Raw genomic sequence first — 24,428 nt, 5'->3', positions numbered from 1 at the left:
GGTCTTCGATGAGCGGCATGGCTGGCCTTCGTAGGCTCGCCGGGCCGGTCTGGCCGGGGTGCGCTCGCCCGCACCCCTGTTCGGAGCCGGACCCCTTGGACAAGGTCGGCGCTCTGATCGCTTGGAGGTCAGCGGCGTCCGATTCCCCTGGCGAGAAGATCCTTGGCGGCCTGGGACGCCTTGGCAGGGGAGCCCGCGTCGAAAGGTGGCTGAGGGTCGTACTCGATGGCGAGCTGGATCGCCTCGGCCGTGGTCTGATCAGCGATCTGCGCCGCCAAGGCGAGGGCCATGTCAATGCCCGACGAAACCCCCGCAGCGGTCACGATCTTCCCCTGGAACACGACTCTCTCGGGGGTGTAGGCAGCTCCGTACGATTCCAGGACGTCGACTGCCGCCCAGTGCGTCGTCGCAGAGAGACCATTGAGCAGCCCCGCCGCGGCCAGCAGCAGTGAGCCTGTACAGACGGAGGTGGTCCAGACACTTCCTTCGTGCATTCGACGGATCCAGTCGAGCAGATCGCCGTCCTGGAGGAGGCCTCGAGCGCCTGGTCCCCCTGGAACGAGCAGGACATCGCAGGAGTCGACGTCGGCGAACGCCGCGTCGGCACTGATGGCCAACCACTTGGGCACATCTCGCACGGGCCCCGGTTTCTCGGCGACGAACACGATCTCGGCGTCAGGGAGAAATTTGAGCACCTCGTACGGGCCGACCGCGTCAAGGGCCGTGAACCGATCAAACAGCGGAATGGCGATGCGCACGATGGCTCCTCCGGTCAGCTCGATAATGCTACGCCGGCGAGCCGCGTCGGTCATGGTCGCTACTTCCCGGTGATCGCGGTCAGCGCCTGCCGGCTCGGGCCAGCGCTTCCTCGGCCTGGGCGGCCAGGGCGCTGACCAGATCGGCGGCGGACGGCAGATCGTTGATGAGGTCGATGGCCTCGCTGGCCCACTGCGGCAATGCGGAAATCTCACCTCGTGCAGCGGCATCTTGGTACGCCTGCCGGGCATGAGCGGCAGCTGCGAGTTCGTCCTCCCGGCCCCGCCATTCGTCCAGGAAAGGGTGGCCGAGGGTACGCGCGGTGTACTGCGCCGGCCACTGGGAGCCGCGGGCGATATCCAGCACCCTGTTGCGCTCGGTGTCCTCCCCACGCCCCTCGACGATCGCCTTGGCGGTCGCGGGGGCGATCAGGGCCTCGGTGGTGGCTTGGAAGCGAGTGCCCAGCAGCGCTCCAGCAGCTCCCAGCGCCAGGGCGGCCGCCACGCCGCGGCCATCGGCGATCCCGCCTGCCGCCAGCACCGGCACCGGCGCCGCCAGATCCACCACGATGGGCACGAACGGCAACGTGGACCGTCCGTGCCTGGCGCCGTGCCCGCCGGCTTCGGTGCCCTGTGCCACGATCACATCGGCGCCCAGGTCCACCGCTCTGCGGGCTTCCTCCAGGTCGGTCACCTGAATGATCAGCGCCGTGTCTCCCCTGCGGATGCGCTCCACGAACGGGCTGGGGTCGCCGAAGGACAACATCACCGCCATCGGATCGTGCTCCAACGCCCGCGCGATCACACCGTCGTCAATTGCCCACGTCTGGAAGCCGATGCCCCAGGGCTTCCCGGTGCGCTCGTCGGCCAGGACAGCCAGTTCGCGAGCCAGCCAGTCCTGGGCCCCGTTCCCACTGCCCAGCAGTCCAAGGCCGCCACCGCGCGAGACCGCCGCCGTCAGGGCGCCACCCGCCGACCCGCCCATCGGGGCCAAGGCGATCGGATGCTCCACACCGAACAGCTCCGTGAATGCTGTCGACAATCCCATGATCCCCATGCTCGCCCACCCGTCGTGCCTTTCGCAGCGCAATCAACGTTTCCAGCCGTCCGGGATCCCCGCTCCTGTCGGCGTACCGTCAGAGGTCTTCCAGATGATCGCGGCCGTGCCGCTCAGGGCGTTCTCCCAGCGCGAAGGGCGTGGGCGACACCCTGAGCAGGGTTTCGACAGAGGGTTCGCCAGGAGGTTGCCGGTGGTCGGCAACGAGCAGACCTTGCTACTTGGCCCCGCCGCCCATTGGCTCATCGGCCCGAGTCTCGAATACTCGAAGGAGCCACCCGTCCCCATGCGGTAGATGATGTCAGGAGGGTTCATGCGCGCAGCCGAAATCGTGGAGACGCTGCCCACCGCGCGTCTCGACGACGAGGCGCTGGCGGCCGTGCGCATGCTCTGCGAACACCGGCTGCCGGGACTGATCGTCGCTGACGAACAGGGGCGCGTGGTGGGCTGCCTGTCGTCGGTCGACCTGCTCAAGCTCGCCTTGCCCCGCTACGCGCTGGGCGAGCCGCTCCTGGCCCGCGTGTTCGACGAGGCGCACGCGGACAGGATCGCCGAACCCCTGGCACGCAGGCCCGTCCGTGACCTACTGGAAGAAGCAGAAGCTCGGATCCCTGTGGCGCGCCCGGAGGCGACGCTGGTCGAGCTGGTCGAGCTGATGACACGCCACGGCTGCCCGCTGATACTGGTGGAACAGGCGGATGAGGGCGGCTCACTCGGAGTGATCACGGCCAACCGGCTGCTGGAGAAGCTGGCAGCCGCCATCAGCGAGGCCTGCCCATGACCGTGACGACAGCCTCCCAGCAAGGAAGAGGTGCCCAGCCGGCCGCTCCCGACGAACTCGCCGCGCTGGCCACGAAGATCGCATCCGAGGCCGACGGGACATCCGGCGAGTTGCTGGACGGCTATCTGCAGACCCTGGCCGAGGTGAGCGTGAGCCGGCGTCCGCCCAGCGACGACGAGCTGAGGCAGTGGCGCGACATCGGGGCGCGGGCGGCCGAGCTCGGCGTCCCGATGCGGAGCCTGATCAATCTCTATCTGCGGGCCACCTGGCAGGCCTGGCCGCATCTGCCCGGCGTGCGCGGTCCGGACGCGACAGACCGCCTCTGCCCGATCGGTGAGTCGATCATGCGTACGGCCGACACCGCGGTGATGACCCTGGCCGAGGGGTACGAGGAGGTCCAGCGGTGGATCGTGCGCCGCGAGGAGTCCCTGCGCCGCGAGTTCATCGACGACCTGTTCGACGGGCGCGACATCGGCGGGCTGGCGGAGCGTGCCGAGCGCTACGGCCTGCACCTCGGCTGGGCCCACGTGGTGGCGGCGGCCCGCGGTGCCGCGCCCTTCGTGGACGGCGACCTGATCGCACGCCAGGTCGAGACAGCGCTGCGCCCGCACTTCGGCACCCGGGACGCGCTGGTGGGCACCAAGGACGGGCTCCTGGTCTGCCTCGCACCCCAGCAGCACCGGGCGGTCCTGGACGAGTTCGTGCGCCAGCTCTCCCTCGCCCTCGGTGCGGACACGTCGTGGCGGGTGGGCATCGGCCGCCCGCACTCCGGCGCGGGCGGAGTCGTCCGCTCCTTCGAGCAGGCCCGCGGCGCGCTGGAGATCGGCTCGCGTCTCAGCCTTCCCGAGCAGGTGCTGCGCGCGCGTGAGCTGCTCGTCTACCAGGTGCTGCGCCGGGACACCGCGGCGCTGTCCGAGCTGGTCACCGAGGTCCTGGAGCCGCTGCGCACCACGCGGATGGGAGCTGAGCCACTGCTCAACACCCTCTCGGCCTACTTCGATTCGGGCAGTGTCGCGACGGTCACCGCGCAGCGGCTCCATGTGGGCGTGCGCACGGTCACCTACCGCCTGCGGCGCATCCGCGACCTCACCGGCTACGCGGCCGACGACCCTCGGCAGGCGTTCACCCTGCACGTCGCGGTGCTCGGCGCGCAGCTCATCGGCTGGCCGAACCAAGAGAGCTCATGACGCAGCCACGTCTCGCACCATCGGACACGGGCGGCACGCACTCCGACGGGACCAGCACCATCCGTCTGATCCGTTGGGCCGCTCCGCTGCTCGCGGCGTTCTGGCTGCTGCTCTCCGGCCATATCGATCCGCTCTTCTTGACGCTCGGCGTGATCTCGGTCGTCCTCGCCTGCGTGCTGGGCCACCGCGCCGGGCTCAGCCTGGAGAAGGGCCCCACGCTGGGCCTGGTGCTGCGGCTTCCCCGATATCTTCTCTGGCTCGTCAAGGAAGTCCTGATCTCCGCGGTCACCGTGACGCGCCAGGTGTGGTCGCCTCGACCGGACCTGGCCCCGGTCGTCACCTGCACGCCCTCGCGCGGCCTGTCCCCTCTCACCCAGGTGGTGTATGCCAACTCCATCACCCTCACCCCCGGCACGCTCTCGCTGGACCTCGACGACGAGCACATCGAGGTGCACGCCCTCGACAGCGCCGGGGTGGAGGACCTGGGTGACGGGCGCGTGCTGCGGCAGGTGCACAGGCTGGAGGCACGGCGGTGATCGTCGCGGTGATGGCCGCGCTCCTGGTCACCATGCTCCTCGCCCTGGCGAGGGCGTTCCTCGGGCCGGGACGCTACAACCGCATCCTGGCGATCAACATGTTCGGCACCAAGACCGTCCTGTTCGTCGCCGTCTCCGGTTACCTCTTCGGCCGGCCGGAGTTCCTCGACATCGGCATCCTCTACGCCCTGGTCAACTTCGTCGCCGTCATCGCGGTCCTGCGCCTCACCCACGAGACGGAGAGCGACGCCGCATGATCCTCCTGGAGATTCTGAGCACCATGCTGCTCGCCGCCGGCGCGCTGTTCATCGTGTCGGGCGCGGTGGGCCTGCTGCGCTTTCCCGACTTCTACACCCGCATCCACGCCACCGGCATCACCGACTCGGCCGGGGCCGGCCTGATCCTTTGCGGGCTGCTGCTGCGGACCACAACATGGGAGGCGGGAGTCCGGCTGCTCATCATCATGCTGTTCCTCGTGGTGACAGGTCCGACGGCGACACACCTCCTGGCGCACGCCGCGCGCCGCGACGGCGTACCGGTCTGGCGTAAGGGCGACTCCCGCCGATGACGACGTTCACCGTGATCAACTTCACGCTTCTGGCGATCCTCACCGTGACCGCACTGGTCATCGCGCGGTTACGCGCTCTGTACGAGGCCGCCATGCTGACCGCCCTGTCCAGTCTCGTCACCGCGAGCCTGTTCGTGCTCATGGACGCGGTGGACGTGGCCTTCACCGAGGCGGCGGTCGGCGTCGGCATCAGCACTGTCCTGCTGCTCGGCGTGCTCGCGCTCACCCGGTCGCGAGAGGCGGTCACTCCACGGCGCAGGCATCTGCCGGCCATCGCCGTCACCGCGCTGACCGGCGGCCTGCTCGTCTACGCCGCCCAGGACCTCCCCGCCTTCGGCTCTGCGGACAGCCCTGTCCAGCGACACCCCGTCACGGAGGTCTACCTGCACCAGTCGCAGGAGGAGATCGGCGTGCCCAACACCGTCACCGCGGTGCTGGCGAGCTACCGGGCGCTGGACACGTTCGGCGAGCTGGTCGTGGTGTTCGCCGCCGGCACCGCCGTACTCCTGCTGCTCGGACCACTCACGCACGGAAAGCCGCGACAGAACCTGGACCTGATGGAGTACAAGGTGCTGCGGGTGGTCAGCAGCCTGCTGATGCCGTTCGTCCTGGTGTTCGCCCTCTATGTGCTCTTCCACGGTGACTTCGGGCCCGGAGGCGGATTCCAGGCAGGCGTGATCTTCGCCACCGGCTTCGTGCTGCACGGCCTGGTCTTCGGCCTGGACAAGTCTCAGCGGGTGTTGCCGCCGGCAGCGCTGGGGTCTCTGGTCCCGCTCGGCCTCGGACTCTTCGTGGGTCTGGGCGTGGTGACCATGCTGCTGGGCGGCTCATTCCTCGACTACGGCACGCTGCTGCCCGCCGGCGGGCCCGCGGCGCAGCACCTGGGCATCCTGATCGTCGAAGCGGCCATCGGCATCACCGTCGCGGCGGTCATGACCTCGATCTTCTTCGCCTTCGCCGGCCGGAGACCCACGCGATGACCGGCACGCACTACGTCTACTGGCTGCTGTTCGCCCTCATGATGATCGGCCTCTACGTCGTCATCAGCCACGGCAACCTGCTGAAGAAGATGATCGGGCTCACGCTCTTCCAGGTCTCGGTCTTCCTGTTCTTCATCAGCCTCGGCAAGGTCGAAGGCGGCAGCGCGCCGATCATCTCCCCCGAGGTCGAGACCTACTCCCACCCGCTTCCCCAGGTGCTGATCCTGACCGCCATCGTGGTCGGCGTCGCCACCCTCGCGGTCGGCCTGGCTCTGGCTGTGCGCATCTTCGAGGCCTACGGCACCGTGGAGGAAGAGGACATGCGCGAGCGTGACGAGGACCGGCAAGGAGCCGCCTCATGATCGCGAACCTGCCGGTGCTGCAGGTGCTCATCCCCCTCGGGTGCGCGCCGCTGTGCGTGCTGCTGCGCCGCCGGAGCCTGGCGTGGCTGGTGTTCCTGGTGGCCGCGCTCGGATCGCTGGCCTGCGCCGCCGTACTCGCCCGGCAGGTGGCGGCCCACGGCCCGCTGCACTACGCCGTGGGCGGGTGGGCGCCGCCGTACGGCATCGAGTTCGTGGTCGCCGGCTACAACACCCCCGTGCTGCTGGTCGTGTCGGCCGCGGCCGTGGCCGCGGCCGTCTACAGCCTGGGAAGCGTGCGCACCGAGATCGACGACCGCCGGGCACCGCTGCTCTACACCTTTCTCTGCCTCACTTTGGGCGGCCTGCTGGGGCTGACGGTCACCGGCGACGTGTTCAACGCCTTCGTCTTCCTGGAGATCAGCTCCCTGTCGACCTACGCCATGGTCGCGCTGGGCCCGCGGCGCCGCGCCCTGCCGGCCGCCTTCCGCTACCTGGTGATCGGCACGGTGGGCGCGACGTTCGTGCTGATCGGCATCGGCCTGGCCTATGCCGTCACGGGCACCCTGAACATGGCCGACCTGGCGGCGCGCCTGGCCGCGGCCGACAGCGACCGGGCGCTCTATGCCTCCGTCGTCTTCGTCTTCGTCGGCCTGGCGGTCAAGGCGGCGGCCTTCCCGCTGCACGCCTGGCTGCCGGGAGCCTACGGCGAGTCGCCATCGGCGGTCAGCACCTTCCTGGCCGCCACGAGCACCAAGGTGGCCCTGTACGTGTTGTGCAGGCTCACCTTCACCGTGTTCGGCGCCGGCCTGGTCTTCGGCACGATGCCGATCGGCCGGATCGGCCTGCTGGCGGGCGCGCTGGCGGCGGTGGCCGCCTCGGCCATCGCGTGTTTCCAGACCGACCTGAAATACCTGCTGGCCTGGTCGAGCATCGCACAGATCGGCTACATCCTGGCCGGGATCAGCCTGGGGACCGCCGACGGAGTCTCCGCCGCCTACCTCCATCTGATCAACCACGCGGTGATCAAGGCTGCGCTCTTCGCCGCCGCCGGCCTCCTGCTGGTGCGGCTGGGCTCGGTGCAGTTGTCCGCGCTGGCCGGTTTGGGCCGGCGCATGCCCTGGACCTTCGCGGCGATCGTGATCGCGGGCCTCGGCCTCGTCGGCGTGCCGCCCACGGCCGGTTTCGCCGGCAAGTGGGCGCTGGCCTCGGCTCTCATCGAGGCCGGCCAGTGGCCGGTACTCGTGGCCATGCTGGTCAGCTCCCTGCTGGCGCTCGGTTACATCGGGCGCGTCGTGGAGACCGCCTGGTTCCGCGAGCCCGTGTCGGCCGCTGAGCCGTCAGGAGCGCCCGCGTCGATGACCGCGGTGGTGTGGGCCCTGGTCGCGGTCTCCGTCGTCTTCGGTCTCGATGCGGCGCTGCCCGCCACGCTCGCCGAGTCCGCCGCCGAGGCGCTGTTGAACGGTGGTGGATGATGCCTCTCCTCCTGGCGGTCGCCGTGACGCTGCCGCTTCTGGCCTGCGGGGCCGTCCTCCTGCTGCGGCGCAGGCCGGCCGCACGCGAGGCCGCTTCGGTGGTCGCCGGCGTCGCGCTGGCCGCCACGATGCTCAGCCTGTGGCCCGCCGCCGGGCAGGACGTACGGCTGACGCTCTGGTCGTGGCTGCCCGGACTGTCGCTGGAGTTCGCACTGGAGCCACTCGGGCTGCTGTTCGCCACCGTGGCGGCGGTGCTCTGGCCGGTCACGACCGTGTTCGCCGCCGGATACCTGCGTGCGAGCGAAACGCCGCACCAGACACGCTTCTTCGCCTTCTTCGCCCTGGCGATCGCGGCTGCGATGTGGATCGCTCTGTCGGCGAACCTGGTCACGCTGTTCATCGGCTACGAGATCATGACGGTGGCGACCTGGCCGCTGGTCGCGCACGGCGGCGCGGCGGCCCGGCGCGGCGCGCGCACCTACGCGGCGATCCTGCTGACCAGCTCGATCGGCCTCCTGCTGCCCGCCGTCGTGTGGACCTGGGTGTTGGCCGGCGACACCACCTTCCGTCCCGGCGGCCTGCTCGACGGAACCGCGGGAACCGGCGTGCTGACCGTGCTGTTCGCCCTCTACCTGTTCGGCATCGGCAAGGCCGCGCTGATGCCGGTGCACCGCTGGCTGCCCGCCGCGATGGTGGCGCCCGCCCCCGTGTCGGCGCTGCTGCACGCTGTCGCGGTGGTCAAGGCCGGGGTGTTCGCGGTGCTCAAGGTCACCGTCTACGTCTTCGGGATCGACACGCTCACCGAGACCGGAGCCGCGGCCCCGATGAGCTGGGTGGCGGCGTTCACCGTGATCGCGGCGGCGGTGATCGCCATCAGGTCCGACAACCTCAAGCGCCGCCTGGCCTACTCCACCGTCGGCCAGCTCGCCTACATCGTCCTGGGCGCGACCCTCGCCCGCGACATCGCCGTGGCGGGCGGGGTGTTCCACCTGGTGACGCATGCCGCCGGGAAGATCACGCTGTTCCTGTGCGCGGGCGCGATCGCGGTGACGGCGCGCAGGACACGCGTCAGCGAGCTGGACGGCCTTGGCCGGGCCATGCCGTGGACGTTCGCCGCATTCCTCACCGCCGCCCTCTCGATCATCGGGCTGCCTCCCCTGGGCGGCACCTGGAGCAAGTGGCTGCTGTTGATGGGCGCGGCCGAGGCGGGACAGTTCGCCATGATGGCAGTGCTGCTGGCCGGCTCCTTGCTCGCGCTGGCCTACCTGATGCCGATCCCGGCGCGTGCCTTCCTGCTGCCGCCGGCGGATCCGCCTGCGCACGGGGAGGCCCGGCTCTCCCTGTCGGGACCGCTCGTGCTGACCGCGCTCGGCTGCGTGGCGCTGTTCTTCGGCGCGGAGGCCGTACTCGCGCCGCTGGCCGGGATCCTGGAGGTGCCGTGAACGACGATGACGACCGCCGCTGGCTGGACGAGCCGCGCAACGTGACCCGCATCGTGTACGGCCTGGCCGTCCTGTGCGCGCTCACCTTCGCCGCCGACCTCTTCTACACCAAGCATCCGCACTTCGCCGTCGAGGAATGGTTCGGCTTCCACGCCATATACGGGTTCGTCGGCGCCTTCGCCCTGGTCATCGTCGCCAAGGTGCTGCGCAGGGTGCTGCGGCGTGACGAGGACTACTACGAGCGGGGCCGCGATGACGGCTAATCCCGCCCTGCTGCTGATCCTCGGCGCGGCAGGCGTGCCGCTGCTGCGCGGCCTGCCCCGGCGAACCCTGATGGCGGCGGTGCCGGTCGCCGGGCTGGTCCTGCTGTGGGCGCTACCCGAGGGCGCCGCGTCCGGCCTGCAGTTCCTGGGGCTGGAGCTGATACCGGTGCGGGTGGACGCCCTGTCGCGGGTGTTCGCCACGGGTTTCCTGATCGCGGCGCTGCTGACCATGGTCTACGCCATGCATCTGCGCGACACGCTGCAGCAGGCCACGATCCTGGTGTACGCGGCGGCGGCCGTCGGCGGCACGCTCGCGGGCGACCTGGTCACGTTGTTCGTCTTCTGGGAGCTGGCCGGGCTGTCGTCGGCGTTTCTGATCTGGGCGGGACGCAACGAGCGCAGCCATCGGGCCGCCACCCGCTATCTGGCCGTGCAACTGCTGTCCGGCCTGCTCATGCTGGCCGGGATCGTGCTGCGGGTCCAGTCGGGCGCCGGACTGGAATTCGGCCATCTCGGGTTGGACGCACCCGGCGGCGCACTGATCCTCGCCGCGATCGGCATCAAGTGCGCCTTCCCCCTCCTGCACTCCTGGCTCACCGACACCTACCCCGAGGCGACCATCGTCGGCGCCGTCGCGCTGTCGGCCTTCACCACCAAGTTCGCGGTCTACACGCTGGCGCGCGGCTTCGCCGGGACCGAGATGCTGGTGTGGATCGGCCTCGTCATGGCCGTCTTTCCGATCTTCTACGCGGTCATCGAGAACGACCTACGCCGGGTCCTGGCCTACAGCATGATCAACCAGCTCGGCTTCATGGTCGTCGGCGTCGGCATCGGGGGCGCGCTGGGCATCAACGGCGCGAGCGCGCACGCCGTGGCCGACATGGTCTTCAAGGGCCTGCTGTTCATGAGCGTGGGCGCGGTCATGTTGCGCACGGGCACCGCCAACGGCTCCGACCTGGGCGGGCTCTACAAGTCCATGCCGCAGACCGCCGCGCTGTGCATGGTCGGCGCGGCATCGATCTCCGCCTTCCCGCTGTTCTCCGGCTTCGCCACCAAATCGCTGATCATGGAGGCGGTCGGGCAGGAACACCTCACCGTCGCCTGGTTGCTGCTGCTGTTCGCCTCCGCCGGCGTCTTCCACCATGCCGGCATCAAGATCCCCTATTTCGCCTTCTTCGCGCACGACCGGGGCTATCGCGTCGCGGAGGCGCCCCTCAACATGCGCGCGGCGATGGCCATGGCCGCAGTGGTGTGCGTGGCGATCGGGGTGGCGCCCTCCCTGCTGTACGGCATGCTGCCGTACGCCGTGGACTACGCGCCGTACACCACCGCCCATGTGATCAACCAGTTGCAGCTGCTGCTCCTGGCCGCGCTCGCCTTCACGGTGCTGGTGCGCACCGGGCTCTACCCGCCCGAACTGCGCTCGGTCAACGTCGACGCCGACTACGTCTACCGCCGGGCGCTCCCCCAGGGATGGCGGGCGTTGTCGCGGGCCGCGGACGCGGGCCGCGGCCGGGCCGGGCCCGTGCTGCGCCGCCGTAGCAAGGAGATCTGGGAGATCGCCACGGGCCCGCTCCGGCCGGGCAGCCGGGTCGCCGGGCCGTGGTCCACCCACCTGATGGTGTGGTGGACGGCGCTTGCGCTCGGCGCCATGCTGCTGCTGGCCTTTCTGTGATCGTGTCCAGTGATCCGCAAAGTGTCTGAGGGCGGCCGACCGGTCCGGCCACCCAGAAATGTCCGCCGAATGCCCGGTTCACACCCTGGGCGCACTCACCTGCGAACCCGCACTCTTGAGCGGAGGAAGCCAACGAGGATTCACAAAGGAGCACGATGAGATCCACCCGCGCAGCCGCAGCGATCCTCTCCGGACTCTGTGTGTTCGGCGCCGCCCTGGCGACCGCGGCTCCCGCATCTGCGGCGAAGACGGCCGAGAGGAGCGAGGTCGGCATCGTCGAAACTCAGGCTGCCTCGTTCCGTCTCTACGTCAGGGCCACTGGTCGCTGTCTGATCAACAGCGGTGGCTCCATCAGCGGCACGTTCACCGGCAGCTGCACGACAGGGGGCAACCGCTACTGGTATGGAGTCGCAGACGTGGGAGGTGGCCGCATCGTCAACAGCGGGACGGGGCGCTGCCTGACCGCCAGCTCCAACGGGAGCGTCTGGACGGCCCCGTGTAACGGATCTGGCTCCCAGGTGTGGATGCGTACCGGGCTTGGCCTGGTCCAGAACTCCGGCCTGGGCAAGTGCCTGCAAGGGGCGACCGCGGGCGGAGGGGTCACCCTGAATCCCTGCAACCAGAGCAGCACGTATCAGCAATGGGGTCAGTTCGATTACTGAGCCCTTGTTGACCGATGCCGGAGTCCGTGTCGTGAACGAAAGCGGGAGCGTTGCCACAGGCCGCTCGGGTAACGCTGTCATCACCCGAGCGGTGCGTGCGGATAAGGCTGTTACGCCGTCGGGCGGCCTTCGCCGGTGTGGCCGGCCGGATCATGATCCCCGCACGTCAGGCTGATCCGGCGACGCGACGACCGTATTGGTGGCATTCGCCAGTCAAGACGTGACCCGGAACTCGGTGCGGCGGATCTCGTCCAGGGGGATGAGCTGGGCCATGGCTTCGGCCAGGAGCCAGGAGATCGCCTTCAGCTACCACCTGACCATCTGAGGCATCACGGCGCTCGCCCTGGGGTTGATCATGGCAGCCGGGTGTTCGACCCTCCTGCTCCGCCGCCCCGCCCGACCCGTCCTCCCGGCTTCGCCATACCACCATGGTTGGGGCGTGGAGACTGGCGGGGGCATTTCCGTGGATCGCCTTGCTTTCGCGCGCCGGCGAGACGGGCCTGCACCAGCTGGTGAGTGGCTGCCCGACGTTTTCATCGCCTCCGCTGATGCGCAAACTGACCGGCGGCCTTTTCAACGCCGGGAGAGCGGTCGCGACACTGCAGGAGGATGAGAGGTAGGATAAAGGGCATGAGCGAGCCTACCGGCAAGTACTCGATCACCATGCCGCGCGACATCGCCGAGGCCGCCCGATCCCGGAGCGGCCCTTCCGGCCTGTCCGCCTACGTCGCCGCCGCCGTCGCCCGCCAGATCGAGCGCGACAACCTCAACGAACTCATCCAGGTAGCCGAGGCCGAGCACGGCCCCATCACCGACGACGAGGTCCAGGCACTGCGCGACCAACTCCACCAGGCCCGCAGGGAACAGGCCGACGGTGGGGCAGCCGCGTGACCCGCGCCCCCGCCCGTCCCGGCGGCACCCTTGTCCTCGACAGTGAGGGACTGGCCAAGGCCGTCCTGCGCGACCGTACGGTCACTGCATGGCTCGCTCTCGCCCGTGCCGACGACCTTCGCGTCATCACCTCTGCCGCCACCCTCGTCGAGGTGGTCCACCCTCGTGTCAACCGGCCGGCCCTGGAATGGACGCTGTCCCGCCTTGTCGTCGAGCCGGTCACCGAACCGATCGCCCGCCACGCCGCCACGCTCTTGTCCGACGCCGGCCTGCACGGGCACAAGTACGCCATCGATGCCATGCTCAGCGCCACCGCCCTCGCTGCCCCAGGCCCCGTCACGGCCCTCACCTCCGCCCCTGAGGACCTCACTGCGCTGTGCGGCGTACGCGTCACTGTCATCAAGGTTTGAGCTATGCCCCGTCCTGCTGGCCCGACACGATGATCATAGTCCGGCCGCCGGTGTCGCCCAGGCTCCGAAGGGGAAGTGGCGCCGGCAAGAGCTCGTCCTACGCAGGGAATTCGACGTGAACCCACCTCACATCGAGCTGCTCTTCAAGCCCGTCCGCCAGATCATGACAATGGGCGATGGTCTTGTCATCGGTATCGATGATCGCCCGCGCGGCGCAGCGGATGCTCCGACCTTCGCTAGCACCTTGAACTCCGGAGGCAGATCAGCCTTGAGCCACCAGGCAACCTAAACCGCACCAGAAGCGCGGTCATGACCCGAGGCCGCCGAGGAATACCCACAACACGCCTGCCTGGATGAGACCAGCCACATCAAGGGCAGCTATCGCGGCAACTCCGCTCAGGCCTATTCGAGCGACGAGATAACTTGACGGAAGAGTGAACAGGGCCTGTGCCATAATGAAGAAGTCTGGCACGCCCTTCTTTGACGTGAACCAGCCCACGATTCCAAGGAACGTTACAAGCGTCGCGTAACTCACTACTATCCAGGTAGCCACAAACTATCCCTATCATTTTCTGCCATTCTGTGGTGGACCCACTGAGGGTGGTACAGGCGTCAGCTCTGAAACGAACGACAACCGCTTTTGTACGGTGAGCCGCGCCGAGGAACGAAGCACCGCTCACCGATCGCCCCTAGCGCTCGACGGCGGCGACGAGCCATGCCGTGGCGATCGTAAGGGCTGTATCTGGGCAGCACGGCAACACCGGCCAGTGCACCGATTTCAGGCGGCTCTCGGGGCGGGAACTTGCGTACGGCATGTTCCACGGCGCAGTGCACCTCCATCGCCATGCTCAGCGCCGTGACAGCGTCCCAAAGCGGGTTTACGAGACGCGCCTCGGGCTGGGATGCCATATGAACCCAGGAACTCCGTCACACGGGAAACATGACGCGGCAGACTCGGGCGAGAGCCTCAAGGGCCTCATGGCACGCATGGGACACGACAGTCCGCGCCGCGATGATCTACCAGTACACCGTCGGGAGAGCCGACGAGCTGATCACGGAAGCGATCGATAAGCACCTCATCGGACACGAACGGGCACGCGACGAGGACGATGACGACCCGCCTGGCCTGCTCCGCGTTGAGAGCGGGTGACGGGAACCGAACCCACCCTGTCAGCTTGGGAAGCCTTTACTGATCTTGCCGTGCTGAGTGTGGGAACCGAGATGCCGGTCAGGGAAGACCAATTGACCGTGAGTCCCCGTGAGACACCGTTGATCCTCGCTCGTTCTGACACGGAAGCGGCTGTGCATCCATCGCGCACAAGCAGGCTGGTTGCGCTACTCCGGTAGCTGAAATTGTCGTGGACGGACTCTATGCTTCCCGCCCATGAGTAGAGACGGATCTTCTGTCGTGCGTACGAAGCGGATGGACGTGGAGGTGGAGGACTGTGGTCAGGTCTATCTCATGGATCGAGGAGACTATGAAGCCGCCGGCAGGTCAAACGACTCAGGGACTCACTCCGTTGGGCTCATAAAATTAGAGGAGAGAGGCCTCGCGAGCCTGAACATCGCCACGCAGTGGGGGGAGATTCCGTTCACGGTGACCGCAGCCGACCAGGATCCAGGTGCTGACCTCGACGGCTATGAGGACATCGTGGAGATCAGTTTTGAGGCCCCGTCGGGCGAGGTCTTCCTGGTGGGATGGCTCATGGATTGGGACGACGAAAAGGCTCACGACCTTTCCCTGCTGCTTTCTGGCCCTGGTACGTACCGCTTGCGATATCACATCCGAGGAATCGATGAAGAGCGCTGCCGGGTAGATGACCACTACCTTCAGATATGGCCTGAGCCACAGCACGGCCCGGCCGTGCTGAAGACTACAGATGAAGCCTTCCAGCACCTTCTGTAGCCTGACGCGGATCAGACCCACCGCATCAGGCACGCCGGATCACTGGTGCTCGGTTGCTCTCCCGGCGAGGTTGCGCCTCGCCCCGTGGTGGGCCGGGCCAGAACCTGGACCAGAGCATGCTCCCCGTCACGCAGATAGGCGGGCGCGGCGGTCTGCGAGAATCCGGTCGTCAGCTTGGAAACTCGCGATCATAGCCGCTGAGCAGGGGAAACGCCGACCTGGGCGTATGCCGATCGAGTGACCGTGAGCCCCGAGTCTCCGTAGATCGCTCTGCGAACGGGCACGGCCACAGCCTGCGTCGCCTGCATAAACAGCCAGGGAGGCGAGCATGGGCGAGGCGTAGGCTGCGAGCATGAGCGCCATGCGTGAAGAGCTGCATGCTCTGGTCGATCGGCTCCGGAAGACCGCGTCCAGCCGGTTCTCGCGCTTCCCTCTGTCCGCGAGAATTCAACCGGTCGTCGCAACACTGCTGCTCAGCAGCAAGTTTAGATGATCGCTGAAAGCCTCGGCTGGTGTCTTCCATCCGAGGGTCTTTCGGGGCCTGGTGTTGAGCGCGAACGATACAAGACCGAGCTGATCAAGCCGCGAGGACCCTGGCGCAGCGTGGCCGACGTCGAACTGGCCACCGCCGAATGGGTGGACTGGTTCAACACCACCCGCTGCACTCAGCGATCGGGCACCTGCCACCAGAGGAGTTCGAAGCTCTCCACTACGCTCAACACCACCCCAACGAACCCGCCGGAATCAACCGTTGAGGTCTCCATCAAAGTCGGGGCGCTTCAGCTATCGCCCGTGGAAGGGCTTGCACTGATCATGATCGGACCAAGAGCCATTCCGATCGACCAGGGGATCACTGAACCTTTTTCAGGCTCCTTAGTGTTGGCTCCGTAAATCCTTCGGGGGTTGACGTAGAGCTGAGTGCTGTGCGGACGCGAGAGGCCGGCGATGTCGCCATCCTGGGCAACCTCGCCGCCCACGGCATCGACCACCTTCAGGCGATCATCAAGAACCGGCTCAAACGAATGCCACAAGTCGGCCTGCGATGCCAGATCGCCTACCTGCCAGGTAATCGCCCTGCCTACGAAGGGCGTGTCAGGATCGGCAGCGCACCGAACACCACTTCACCGGGAGGACACCATGCCGGCTTACGTCATCGCCCAACTGCAGGAGGCAGCCCCGCACCCGGAGATTGCCGAGTACATCGAACGGCTCCCCACCACCTTCGAGCCGTACGGCGGCCGTTACCTCGTCCACGCCACCCAGCACGAGGTGAAGGAAGGCAACTGGCCCGGACATGTCGTGATGATCGGGTTCCCGGGGATCGCCGAGGCACGGGCGTGGTGGGATTCTCCCGCGTACCGGGAGATCGCGCCGCTGCGCTCGCGGCGCATCGAGGGCGACATCATCATGGTCGACGGCGTGCCCGAGAACTACATCCCAACGGCGGCCGTCACCGCCATACGGGAGGCGGCGGCCCTGCCCGCGTAGGTCAGCGTCCGGGATGACAAGGGCTATCTCCACCTCAGCCGCTGACCCCCGAACGGCTTACGGGCGGGACCACTGCTCCGGCAAACCGTTTCCGGGTGGGCAGTCGGGCCCTGACGCACAATGCAGGTGTGCTCAGAGTGGGTCGTGGCGGTGGCGCGGCAACCTCGGTCGGAGCGTTCAGTTGGTACGGCGCGGCAGGTGTACGGCGGCCGGCCCAGTGTCCCGCCGCCGTCTGGGACCGGCCCTCAGGCCGCACGCCCGGACGGCGGGCGGGCGGAGGGCCGGGGTACGGCGGCGCGCCGCGCCGCCGCTTGATACCTACAAGAGCTATTCGGCAATCTTCCGGTCGAACGCCCCGGCCTTGCGGGCCTCTGCGATGAGTTCGACGAGATCGGCTACAAGCTTCGGGCTTGCGGCGATGGTCGCTTGGGCGGTCATGCTGTGCGGGCTGCCGTCGAGATCGATCACCGTTGCCCCCGCTTCCCTGGCGATGATGACGCCTGCTGCGGTGTCCCACGGATTGTTGCTGAGCATGATGGCGGCATCGATCCTTCCGTGGGCCACCCATGCGAGATCGACCGCGGCTGAGCCGAACATCCGAATGCGCTGAACGCGCGCGGCAAGCTCTTCGGTCAGGGCGAACCTCGGCCGGTTACGCTCCTCGGCGTTCTCCCCCACGGCATAGTCACCGATCGCCACAATCGCCCTCCGCAGCTCGCGGGCATCGCCCACCTGGATCACGGAGCCGTTGACGGCAGCGCCGGCCTCTTCGGCCGCCGCATAGCGGAGGTTGAAAAATGGCAGGTCGATCACTCCAAGCGTGGGGGCGTCCTTATCGACGAGGCCCAGGGAGACGCCGCAGAGCGGGATGCCGTGCAGGAAGTTGGCCGTCCCGTCCACGGGGTCCAGCGCCCACATCAGGCCATCGCCCAGGCGACTGCCGCCTTCCTCCTCACCCAGAAAGCCGATCTCAGGAGTCTCACGGGCCAGGAACTCCCGCACGGCGTGCTCGACGGCGTAATCCACCTCCGTCGCCATGTCCCGATCCCCCTTGGCCGTCACGACCCCGGGAGCCTTGGTACGGATGATCTCGCTGGCGATCTGCACAGCTTGTTCACCGATGGGGAGCAGCGATCGGGCGTCGATGGTCATACGGGTTTGCTCCGCTCCCACATATCCCTGAACACCTGGTCGAAGATGGGGAACAGCCCCTCTGCGGCGGTGTTGTCCGTGATCACAAAGGTAGGTGAATCGACTCCGCGTGCCTGCGGTAGGTACGGCTGGACCACGCACAACCCCCGGTCCACGATGATCAGGTTGAATCGGATCGTCTCGTCGTAGACGTGGAGTTCAAGGCGCTGGGCCGACGCGGTGTCGAGCCGATCGCGCAGCCTGGTCAGCATGCTGATGTTGAGCGCTGTGAGGGTCGTCAGCGTGCTGTCGGTGTAGCCCTCTTCCGCTTCGCGGGCGCGGATCGCCTGGCCCTTCGGATCGAGGAAGAGGCAGCGAATGCGCGTGCCGGAGTCGAGCAGGCGCTTGAGCTGATGATCGGGGTAACTCTGGCAGAGGATGTTGAGCGACAGGCCCACTGCGTTGATCTCCTTCGCGTCGTCGAACAACGACGAGGCTGGATATGCGGAGGAGAAAGCCGAACGGCTGCTGAAGACTGCGGTCACGTCGGCCAACTGAGCGGCGGTTACTGCGGCGTCGGGGCCGGCGCTTCTGGCTGAGTCCGGCTCTGTTCTCTGAGCGGGGACCTCGACGGCGGCCGTGGAGAACAGCTCATGGACCGACCTGCCAGGGAACATCGCCTCAAGACGCGGCAGTGACCCGAGTACGGCAGACCCTTAAGCTCGCCGTTCAGCCACCGGTGGAGCTGCGCCCGGCTCGGCCAACCACCCCGCAACGACGGGTCCACCTTCTTGGCCGCCTTGTCGTACTCCTTACAGAACGTGCTGTACGTCTGCCAATGGCGCTGCGTGAGGAGGGTCTTCAACAGGACCGGCTGGTCGGTCATGATCCGCGCCTCGGGCTGGGGTGCCATATGAGCCCAGGTTAGCGACAGAGACGGGCTCGGACGAGACGAAGAGGAGACGAAACGAAACGAGTCGATCACAGACGGTATCCATGAGCGGTCGAGAGGCGACATGTCGTCGGGCAATCCTCGTTGCATGACTGCGCCATGTAGCTCCTGCTCAGGACGGGGCTGGAAGTACGTCAGCCTTCGCCAGAGCGTTGTGGCGGCTGAGTATCCGTCCGACGCCGCTATCGACGAGCGCCACCAGGACGACTGCTGGCGGTGCAACGGGACCGGACAGGCGGGTGCGCTGCTGTGAACATCTACGTCGGCTGCCTCGCTCCTCACGTCGGCCCACCTCGGAGGGACCGTATGCGCTTGGTATGGCGGGAGGCCGCACTGGAGCAGGACTCCCTGCGGGTGGTCGCGCACACCTGCGACTGCGAGGACGTGGTCTACGAGCTGTGCCGTGAGGCCGGTCTCTTCTACATCCTCCGGACCGAGCGCCGTGACGGCGTCGAGCAGCGGGTTCACGAGACCTATCGCTGGCGCTACAAGAAAGCGTGTGAAGTCTGGGTCGCCCTTCTCGACGGCGGGGCTCAATAAGCGGGCACGACGGGAGGCGAGTTCAGGGGTGCTGAACCGTCGTGTCTTGGAGCTGGTGGAGGGGCTTGCCGTCGCGCAGTCGGACAGTCCCTCCACCAGTCCGTACGCTTCCTATGACAGAGGGGAAGACAGGCTGTCCAACTCCAACTAGGCTTTACGACAAGTCGAGTTGTTGGATGGTCGTCATGTCCTCTGAAGAGTTCGCGCCACCGAAGTACGCCCAGATCGTGCAGACGATCAGGCAGAAGATCGCGGACGGGACCTATCCGGCCGGCTCTCTGCTGCCCTCTGAGACGCAGCTTGTTCGAGACTTCAAGGTGAGCCGTCCAACGGTCGTACGCGCCCTCCAGGTTCTCCAGCTCCGCGGCGTCATCGAGCGGGAGCATGGCAAGGGCTCCTTCGTGAAGGCGGCCCCACCGGGCGCATCCAACCAGAATCCCCGTCTGGGACGGGCCGTCCTGGATCGCGTGGAAGCCGACGAGAGCAGCACGGTCATCGACGCCGGACCCGTGGCGGCCTCTGCGGCAGTCGCCAAACTGCTGGACGTGCCGGAGGGATCCACGGTCGTACGGCGCCGTGTTCTCTTCCACGATGACGAGCGTCCGACAGACCTGTTCACCGTGTGGTGTCCGGTGCATCAGGCCGAGGGAACGCAGCTCGGCGAGGCGGAGCCTCTCCACGCCGGCATCAGAGAACATCTCCGAGAGAGCAAGGGTCTCAAGCTCCAACACGTCGTCGAACGGCTGAGCGCTCGGCACCCCTCGACGGACGAAGCCAAGCTCATGGAGATACGCAAGAGCGCGCCGGTTCTCGGAGTGCTGGCCAGCGTGTTCAACGGCGGCGGACGGCCCGTGCTTGTCGTGGATCTAGTGCTGCCGGGCGATCTTCACGAGTTGGAAGACTCCTACTCGCTCTGATTCAGAACCTGCCCCACAGCTCCCCCATTTCGCAACACTCGGCCTAAGCCGGGACATTCTCCGCATTACTGCTTTCCTTGCTATGTCATGAATTGATCCGGTTGGCCACGTGGCTTATGTGCGCATTTCTCCTAGCTCTATAAAGATCTTGAAGAAATCCCGCTAACTCGTGTTGTCAAGTCCCTGAGCTGCGGGTACCTTCATGACAACTCGACAAGACGAGTTAGCGACAAGACGACAAGCTAGGAGCAAGCCTCATGGCACTGCAAGGTCCCATCCCCGTCACGTTCGACATGGTCTTCCCGCACGGCTGCTACATCGTGGGCGAGGTCGAGCCCGTCAAGGACTTCGACGCCTCGACCAACGGGCGCTTCGTCCAGACCCGCGACAAGCAGAGTGGAGAGCTCGTCTGGCAGGTCAGCGTCATGGACGCCGACCCCACGCTCAAGGCGGCTCAAAAGACCGTCTCCGTCAAGATCCTCAGCCCGGTGCAGCCGGTTCCTCCGGCTCCGATGGCCGGGCTGCCGTTCACGCCGGTCGAGTTCGACCACATGACCGCAACGCCGTACGTCAACCAGGCCGGAAGGCTGGCCTACTCGATCAAGGTCCGTGAGATGCGGGCTCCTCGTCCGGCCGGTAAGACGAACGCTCCTGCCAAGGACGCGGCGTGATGGGGCGGCGGAAGGCGCGTCCGGTCAGCACGATCGCGCTCAAGGTCGGTCAGGGCGCTGACGTGCGGAACCATCCGTATCCACAGCGCTCACCGGTCCTGGGACTGGTCTTCGGCGGCACGCAGGTGCTCGTCACCACCTCGGCCAACGATCACGTCACCCTCGACGACGTCGAGTTCGCTCGGACTCTGGCGCGAGAGGCCGCCATGTTCGCCGGAGCGGTGGAGCGCATGTTCCACGGCCTGCCGAACGGGCTTGGGATGGCGGGTCGATGACGCTCAGCCCGTACACCTACGTCACCGTCTCCATGGGTCCCGGTCAGCGGTCGCGGTTCACTGTCGCCTTCTGCTCGGCGGATCTGCAAGCGCGTGCCTGGCTCGGGGAGATCGGCAGACCCTGCTTCGACCTCGACACCTCGGACGCCTCAGTGACCGTCTCGACCTCGGGGCCGGTGACCGACGACGACCTGACCGTTGCTCGCACGATCTTCAACGCCGCCGCCCGGTACCTCGCCGACTGCGAGCGACTGCACTCCGGCGAGTCACACAAGGCCACCGACGGCGAGGCGGCCTGATGCTCAGCGGGGCCGCAGGAAGCGGCAACTTCCGGCGGCCCCTCGGTCTTCCGCACACGCGACATGCATGGAAGGACTTCACCCTAATGTTCAAGAGGATGCCCGGCGACGAGCCGCACCGCATCGTCTCGACCACGCCCGACACGGCTGTGGTCTTCAAACCAGCCGTGGTGCAGACCCCGGCCATCATCACTCTGGTCATCTTCATCGCCCGGTTCGTGGCAGGCCTTTTCCGGCTGACCGGGCGGCACCCCATCGCTCTGGCGGCGATCGCGGTTCCCGCCGGTCTCTGCCTGGTGTACGGCTGGCGCGCTGCGCTGCTGCTCGTCGTTCCGGCTCTCGTCGCCTTGGGCGCCTGGGCGGTCCTCGACCGGCCGACATTCATGCGATGGATCGGCTGGCGACTGCTCGCCTTCGCGCGCTGGTTCTGGATCTACCGGCGGCACTGGCAACCGGTCATGACCGTCGCCGGGCTTGCTCGGCACATACGCGGACGGGAGTACGTTCCGCGGCTGGTCAAGGTGACCTCGAACTCCTGGGCCGACCGGCTCACCGTCCGCATGCTCGACGGTCAGGCGGCCAAGGACTGGTCCGACAGGATCGAGAACCTGTCCCACGGCTTCGGGTCGGAGAGTTGCCGGGTGGCGGTGGCCAAGGCCGGTCAGCTCGTGCTGACCTTTCCACGTCACGATCCGCTTTCCACGCCGATGGCCGCGCTTCCCATCCCGGACACACCAACGGTCAGGCCGGTCGAGATCGGCAGGCAGGAGGACGGCTCGCCATGGCTCCTCCGGCTGCATGGGACTCATGTCCTCGTCGCCGGGGCCACAGGGGCAGGCAAGGGCTCCATCATCTGGTCGGCGATTCGTGGGCTCATACCTGCGATGCACGCGGGCCTGGTCGAGATCTGGGCGCTCGATCCGAAGCTGATGGAGCTGTCGTACGGCAAGGCTCTCTTCGGCGGTCGGTACGCGGCCGATCCCGCCGACTGCGCTGACCTGCTTGACGAGGCGGTGAGCGTCATGCAGAAGCGTGCGGCTCGCTTCGCCGGGGTTCAGCGGTCCCACACACCTACTCTCGACGACCCCTTCGTCCTGGTCGTGGTCGACGAGGTGGCGTTCCTTACCGCCTACCAGTCCGACAGGCAGCTCAGGCAGCGCATCTCCGCTGCTCTGGCCACGCTGACCACTCAGGGACGCGCGGTCGGCGTGGGCGTCCTGGCGGCTCTCCAGGACCCTCGCAAGGAGGTCATGAACATCCGCAACCTCTTCCCGGACAAGATCGCCCTCCGGCTCGACGAGTCGGAGCAGGTGGACATGGTGCTCGGTGACGGCGCACGAGATCGCGGCGCGCTGGCCGACCGCATCTCTCCTCGTCCGGAACGCGGCGCTGGCGTCGGATACGTGCGGCTGGAGGCCAGTCCCGATCCGATTCGCGTCCGCGCCGCGTACGTCTGCGACGACGACATCCGCGCGATGGTCGGTGAGGTCCGATGACACTGGCTCACTTCCTCGACGGCCTCCGTTGCGCTTCGTGCGGCGCGCTGAATGCCCTGTGGCTCGACCCGATGCGTGGCCTGGTCGAGTGCTCCGAGTGCGGACAGACCGCGCTCACGTTCCCCGAGATCGGAGAGGAGGTCCGTTGAGCGACCGCAAGACTCCGCGCGTTGTCCGCATGGCTCAACCACTCGCCCGCGACGTGGCCGAGGAGATCGCCAAGCTTCACGGCGTCTGCATCCGGCCCGTTGCGCTCAGGCGGCTCGACATGACGACCGGCAAGTCCGAGGTCGTCGATGTTCCGTGCGGCTCACCACTGGAGAGCAAATGTCCTCCGTGCGCCAAGCGCAACCGGCAACTCCGGATGGCGCAGTGCCGGGAGGGGTGGCACCTCGACGAGGAGCCGATCATCACGCCCGACGAGGCGACCGATGGGCAGCGCTGGCTCGTCGAGTTCCGGGCCGACATGCAGGCCAAGCGCGACGAGGAGGAAAAGGCCGGCGGTGACACCTCCGACTTGGATGCCGTGCTCACCGGGCTCGACATCGAGATCAACGAGGCCGGGATGCGCGGAAACGTGCTGGGCCGTACGGGATCCAAGCGGGTCCGCTCGACCAGGCGCCGCCAGGATGCGCCCGACCTGCCCAAGCGGAAGATGGCCAGCACGACTCTGGGTCGGACCTTCGAGGCGGCGGACGGCAGGACCTACCGGCCTTCTCTGTTCGTCACGCTCACCCTGCCGAGCTACGGCAAGGTCATGAACGGCGCTCCCATGGATCCGGACACGTATGACTACGTTCGGGCAGCTCGTGACGCGCTGCATTTCTCCAAGCTCGTGGACCGGTTCGTGCAGAACCTTCGCCGCGTCGCTGGCTACGACGTGCAGTACTTCGCCACGGTGGAACCTCAGAAGCGGCTCGCTCCGCATCTGCACATGGCCGTCCGGGGCACCCTTCCGCGCGCCGAGATGAAGCAGATCGCGGCGGCGACGTATCACCAGGTCTGGTGGCCTCAGGCGGACGAAGCCCGCTTCGAGGGTGACCGCCTGCCCATCTGGAACGACGGCTACGTGGACCCTGACACGGGCGAGGTCCTGCCCACCTGGGACGAAGCCCTCGACCAGCTCGGCGACGAGCCCATGCACGTGATCCGCTTCGGCGATCAGGTGGACGTGAAAGGTGTGCTCGCCGGGTCGCCGGACGCCGACCAGTGCATCCGGTACCTGTCCAAGTACCTGACGAAGAGCCTCGGCGAGAGCTTGGACGGTCAGGCCCAGCATGATCACGCGGCCCGCTTCGTCGATGCCCTGCGCTACGAGCCGTGCTCGCCGACCTGCCCGAACTGGCTCCGGTACGGCGTGCAGCCCAAGAACGCCAAGCCCGGGATGGTTCCCGGCTGCTGCCGATCCAAGGCCCACAAGCCCGAACACCTCGGTTACGCGGGTCGCCGGGTCCTGGTCTCCCGCAAGTGGAGCAACAAGACCCTCGCCGAACACAAGCAGGACCGCCGTACGTGGGTCCTGGAAGCGCTCGGCCAGGTCGACGAGCCCACCGACCCGCACCGCTCCGTCTGGCAGCCGGTCAGACCGGGCGATCCCGACGTCTCGCCGATCGGCGTCCGGCTCCTTCGATCCATCGCCGAACGCCAACGATGGCGCGCTCACCTGAGACGGCTGGAAGAACTTTCGGCAACTCCGCAGGCAGCCTGAGAGG

The 24,428-nt window shown here is 67.4% G+C and carries 31 protein-coding genes and 1 pseudogene; 27 read left to right on the top strand and 5 right to left on the bottom strand.

The features are described 5' to 3' along the window. Nucleotides 1–128 precede the first annotated feature (128 nt). Both ABGB01_RS29930 and ABGB01_RS29925 read right to left on the bottom strand, forming a co-directional pair. Nucleotides 129–812: a DJ-1/PfpI family protein gene (locus ABGB01_RS29930; protein WP_347776869.1), complete on the bottom strand. Its 684-nt coding sequence runs from the start codon at nt 810–812 to the stop codon at nt 129–131. Between the two features lie 25 nt (nt 813–837). After that, nucleotides 838–1,803: a nitronate monooxygenase gene (locus ABGB01_RS29925; protein ID WP_347776868.1), complete on the bottom strand. Its 966-nt coding sequence runs from the start codon at nt 1,801–1,803 to the stop codon at nt 838–840. Here ABGB01_RS29925 and ABGB01_RS29920 point away from each other — a divergent pair. The 15 genes from ABGB01_RS29920 to ABGB01_RS29850 all read left to right on the top strand — a co-directional run bounded on the left by ABGB01_RS29920 (nt 1,802) and on the right by ABGB01_RS29850 (nt 13,041). Further along, nucleotides 1,802–2,107 carry a hypothetical protein gene (locus ABGB01_RS29920; RefSeq protein WP_347776867.1) on the top strand — a complete coding sequence of 102 codons (306 nt, stop codon included), beginning with the start codon at nt 1,802–1,804 and terminating at the stop codon, nt 2,105–2,107. The two genes, ABGB01_RS29925 and ABGB01_RS29920, sit on opposite strands and share 2 nt — an antisense overlap. Nucleotides 2,108–2,125: 18 nt before the next feature. Further along, complete coding sequence (locus tag ABGB01_RS29915) at nt 2,126–2,593, top strand: CBS domain-containing protein (protein ID WP_347776866.1); 468 nt, start codon at nt 2,126–2,128, stop codon at nt 2,591–2,593. Then, nucleotides 2,590–3,780: a helix-turn-helix domain-containing protein gene (locus tag ABGB01_RS29910; protein WP_347776865.1), complete on the top strand. Its 1,191-nt coding sequence runs from the start codon at nt 2,590–2,592 to the stop codon at nt 3,778–3,780. The genes ABGB01_RS29915 and ABGB01_RS29910 overlap by 4 nt, the downstream gene beginning before the upstream one ends. Next, nucleotides 3,777–4,316: a Na+/H+ antiporter subunit E gene (locus ABGB01_RS29905; protein ID WP_347776864.1), complete on the top strand. Its 540-nt coding sequence runs from the start codon at nt 3,777–3,779 to the stop codon at nt 4,314–4,316. Before ABGB01_RS29910 ends, ABGB01_RS29905 begins: the two co-directional genes overlap by 4 nt. Next, nucleotides 4,313–4,573 (top strand): monovalent cation/H+ antiporter complex subunit F, encoded by a 261-nt coding sequence (locus tag ABGB01_RS29900; protein ID WP_347776863.1) that lies wholly within the window; start codon nt 4,313–4,315, stop codon nt 4,571–4,573. Before ABGB01_RS29905 ends, ABGB01_RS29900 begins: the two co-directional genes overlap by 4 nt. Further along, nucleotides 4,570–4,884: a monovalent cation/H(+) antiporter subunit G gene (mnhG, locus tag ABGB01_RS29895; protein ID WP_347776862.1), complete on the top strand. Its 315-nt coding sequence runs from the start codon at nt 4,570–4,572 to the stop codon at nt 4,882–4,884. The genes ABGB01_RS29900 and mnhG overlap by 4 nt, the downstream gene beginning before the upstream one ends. Next, nucleotides 4,881–5,864: a DUF4040 domain-containing protein gene (locus ABGB01_RS29890; RefSeq protein ID WP_347776861.1), complete on the top strand. Its 984-nt coding sequence runs from the start codon at nt 4,881–4,883 to the stop codon at nt 5,862–5,864. Before mnhG ends, ABGB01_RS29890 begins: the two co-directional genes overlap by 4 nt. Next, a complete protein-coding gene (locus ABGB01_RS29885) occupies nt 5,861–6,226 on the top strand; it encodes a cation:proton antiporter subunit C (RefSeq protein WP_347776860.1) in 366 nt (121 codons plus the stop codon). Before ABGB01_RS29890 ends, ABGB01_RS29885 begins: the two co-directional genes overlap by 4 nt. Further along, entirely contained in the window at nt 6,223–7,698 is a 1,476-nt protein-coding gene (locus ABGB01_RS29880) for a proton-conducting transporter membrane subunit (RefSeq protein ID WP_347776859.1), read from the top strand. The genes ABGB01_RS29885 and ABGB01_RS29880 overlap by 4 nt, the downstream gene beginning before the upstream one ends. Further along, complete coding sequence (locus tag ABGB01_RS29875) at nt 7,695–9,140, top strand: proton-conducting transporter membrane subunit (RefSeq protein WP_347776858.1); 1,446 nt, start codon at nt 7,695–7,697, stop codon at nt 9,138–9,140. The genes ABGB01_RS29880 and ABGB01_RS29875 overlap by 4 nt, the downstream gene beginning before the upstream one ends. After that, nucleotides 9,137–9,403, top strand: a complete 267-nt coding sequence (locus tag ABGB01_RS29870) for a hypothetical protein (RefSeq protein ID WP_347776857.1) — start codon at nt 9,137–9,139, stop codon at nt 9,401–9,403. The genes ABGB01_RS29875 and ABGB01_RS29870 overlap by 4 nt, the downstream gene beginning before the upstream one ends. Then, nucleotides 9,363–11,078 carry a Na(+)/H(+) antiporter subunit D gene (locus tag ABGB01_RS29865; protein WP_347776856.1) on the top strand — a complete coding sequence of 572 codons (1,716 nt, stop codon included), beginning with the start codon at nt 9,363–9,365 and terminating at the stop codon, nt 11,076–11,078. Before ABGB01_RS29870 ends, ABGB01_RS29865 begins: the two co-directional genes overlap by 41 nt. A 155-nt stretch (nt 11,079–11,233) precedes the next feature. Next, entirely contained in the window at nt 11,234–11,740 is a 507-nt protein-coding gene (locus ABGB01_RS29860) for an RICIN domain-containing protein (protein ID WP_347776855.1), read from the top strand. Nucleotides 11,741–12,370: 630 nt separating this feature from the next. Then, entirely contained in the window at nt 12,371–12,631 is a 261-nt protein-coding gene (locus tag ABGB01_RS29855) for a CopG family transcriptional regulator (RefSeq protein WP_347776854.1), read from the top strand. Further along, nucleotides 12,628–13,041: a PIN domain-containing protein gene (locus tag ABGB01_RS29850; protein ID WP_347776853.1), complete on the top strand. Its 414-nt coding sequence runs from the start codon at nt 12,628–12,630 to the stop codon at nt 13,039–13,041. The genes ABGB01_RS29855 and ABGB01_RS29850 overlap by 4 nt, the downstream gene beginning before the upstream one ends. Nucleotides 13,042–13,348: 307 nt before the next feature. Here ABGB01_RS29850 and ABGB01_RS29845 read toward each other — a convergent pair whose 3' ends face one another. Continuing rightward, complete coding sequence (locus ABGB01_RS29845) at nt 13,349–13,594, bottom strand: hypothetical protein (RefSeq protein WP_347776852.1); 246 nt, start codon at nt 13,592–13,594, stop codon at nt 13,349–13,351. A 459-nt stretch (nt 13,595–14,053) separates the two neighbouring features. Here ABGB01_RS29845 and ABGB01_RS29840 point away from each other — a divergent pair, with 459 nt between their 5' ends. The 4 genes and pseudogenes from ABGB01_RS29840 (at nt 14,054) to ABGB01_RS29825 (ending at nt 16,435) form a co-directional block, all read left to right on the top strand. Then, nucleotides 14,054–14,191: a hypothetical protein gene (locus tag ABGB01_RS29840; RefSeq protein WP_347776851.1), complete on the top strand. Its 138-nt coding sequence runs from the start codon at nt 14,054–14,056 to the stop codon at nt 14,189–14,191. Between the two features lie 234 nt (nt 14,192–14,425). Beyond that, nucleotides 14,426–14,947, top strand: coding sequence for a hypothetical protein (locus tag ABGB01_RS29835; RefSeq protein WP_347776850.1), 522 nt, complete (start codon nt 14,426–14,428; stop codon nt 14,945–14,947). A 561-nt stretch (nt 14,948–15,508) separates the two neighbouring features. Next, a pseudogene (locus ABGB01_RS29830) lies at nt 15,509–15,702 on the top strand (integrase core domain-containing protein); the annotation flags it as partial. Nucleotides 15,703–16,084: 382 nt separating this feature from the next. Then, nucleotides 16,085–16,435, top strand: a complete 351-nt coding sequence (locus tag ABGB01_RS29825; protein ID WP_347776849.1) for a DUF1330 domain-containing protein — start codon at nt 16,085–16,087, stop codon at nt 16,433–16,435. Nucleotides 16,436–16,762: 327 nt separating this feature from the next. On the opposite strand, the gene ABGB01_RS29820 is transcribed toward ABGB01_RS29825, so the two are convergent. Then, the gene (locus ABGB01_RS29820) at nt 16,763–17,587 is read right to left on the bottom strand and encodes an inositol monophosphatase family protein (RefSeq protein WP_347776848.1); all 825 of its coding nucleotides are present in this window, start codon (nt 17,585–17,587) and stop codon (nt 16,763–16,765) included. Then, nucleotides 17,584–18,111 carry a DUF5919 domain-containing protein gene (locus tag ABGB01_RS29815; protein ID WP_347776847.1) on the bottom strand — a complete coding sequence of 176 codons (528 nt, stop codon included), beginning with the start codon at nt 18,109–18,111 and terminating at the stop codon, nt 17,584–17,586. Before ABGB01_RS29815 ends, ABGB01_RS29820 begins: the two co-directional genes overlap by 4 nt. A 713-nt stretch (nt 18,112–18,824) precedes the next feature. Here ABGB01_RS29815 and ABGB01_RS29810 point away from each other — a divergent pair. From ABGB01_RS29810 to ABGB01_RS29775, 8 genes are all read left to right on the top strand, one after another. Continuing rightward, nucleotides 18,825–19,058 carry a hypothetical protein gene (locus tag ABGB01_RS29810; RefSeq protein WP_347776846.1) on the top strand — a complete coding sequence of 78 codons (234 nt, stop codon included), beginning with the start codon at nt 18,825–18,827 and terminating at the stop codon, nt 19,056–19,058. Between the two features lie 176 nt (nt 19,059–19,234). After that, nucleotides 19,235–19,975 carry a GntR family transcriptional regulator gene (locus ABGB01_RS29805; RefSeq protein ID WP_347776845.1) on the top strand — a complete coding sequence of 247 codons (741 nt, stop codon included), beginning with the start codon at nt 19,235–19,237 and terminating at the stop codon, nt 19,973–19,975. A gap of 257 nt (nt 19,976–20,232) precedes the next feature. Next, a complete protein-coding gene (locus tag ABGB01_RS29800; protein ID WP_132338833.1) occupies nt 20,233–20,646 on the top strand; it encodes a plasmid replication, integration and excision activator in 414 nt (137 codons plus the stop codon). Next, nucleotides 20,643–20,921, top strand: coding sequence for a hypothetical protein (locus ABGB01_RS29795; RefSeq protein WP_347776844.1), 279 nt, complete (start codon nt 20,643–20,645; stop codon nt 20,919–20,921). The genes ABGB01_RS29800 and ABGB01_RS29795 overlap by 4 nt, the downstream gene beginning before the upstream one ends. Then, nucleotides 20,918–21,220: a hypothetical protein gene (locus ABGB01_RS29790; protein ID WP_347776843.1), complete on the top strand. Its 303-nt coding sequence runs from the start codon at nt 20,918–20,920 to the stop codon at nt 21,218–21,220. The genes ABGB01_RS29795 and ABGB01_RS29790 overlap by 4 nt, the downstream gene beginning before the upstream one ends. Nucleotides 21,221–21,306: 86 nt before the next feature. Further along, complete coding sequence (locus tag ABGB01_RS29785) at nt 21,307–22,716, top strand: FtsK/SpoIIIE domain-containing protein (protein ID WP_347776842.1); 1,410 nt, start codon at nt 21,307–21,309, stop codon at nt 22,714–22,716. After that, the gene (locus ABGB01_RS29780; protein WP_347776841.1) at nt 22,713–22,865 is read left to right on the top strand and encodes a hypothetical protein; all 153 of its coding nucleotides are present in this window, start codon (nt 22,713–22,715) and stop codon (nt 22,863–22,865) included. The genes ABGB01_RS29785 and ABGB01_RS29780 overlap by 4 nt, the downstream gene beginning before the upstream one ends. Nucleotides 22,866–22,894: 29 nt before the next feature. Then, the gene (locus tag ABGB01_RS29775; protein WP_347776840.1) at nt 22,895–24,424 is read left to right on the top strand and encodes a replication initiator; all 1,530 of its coding nucleotides are present in this window, start codon (nt 22,895–22,897) and stop codon (nt 24,422–24,424) included. Nucleotides 24,425–24,428 lie beyond the last annotated feature (4 nt).

The organism is Nonomuraea sp. B5E05 (genome assembly GCF_039880665.1).
GTDB lineage: Bacteria > Actinomycetota > Actinomycetes > Streptosporangiales > Streptosporangiaceae > Nonomuraea.
Note: the sequence above shows the minus strand (reverse complement) of the source record. Positions and strands in the feature narration are given on the sequence as shown.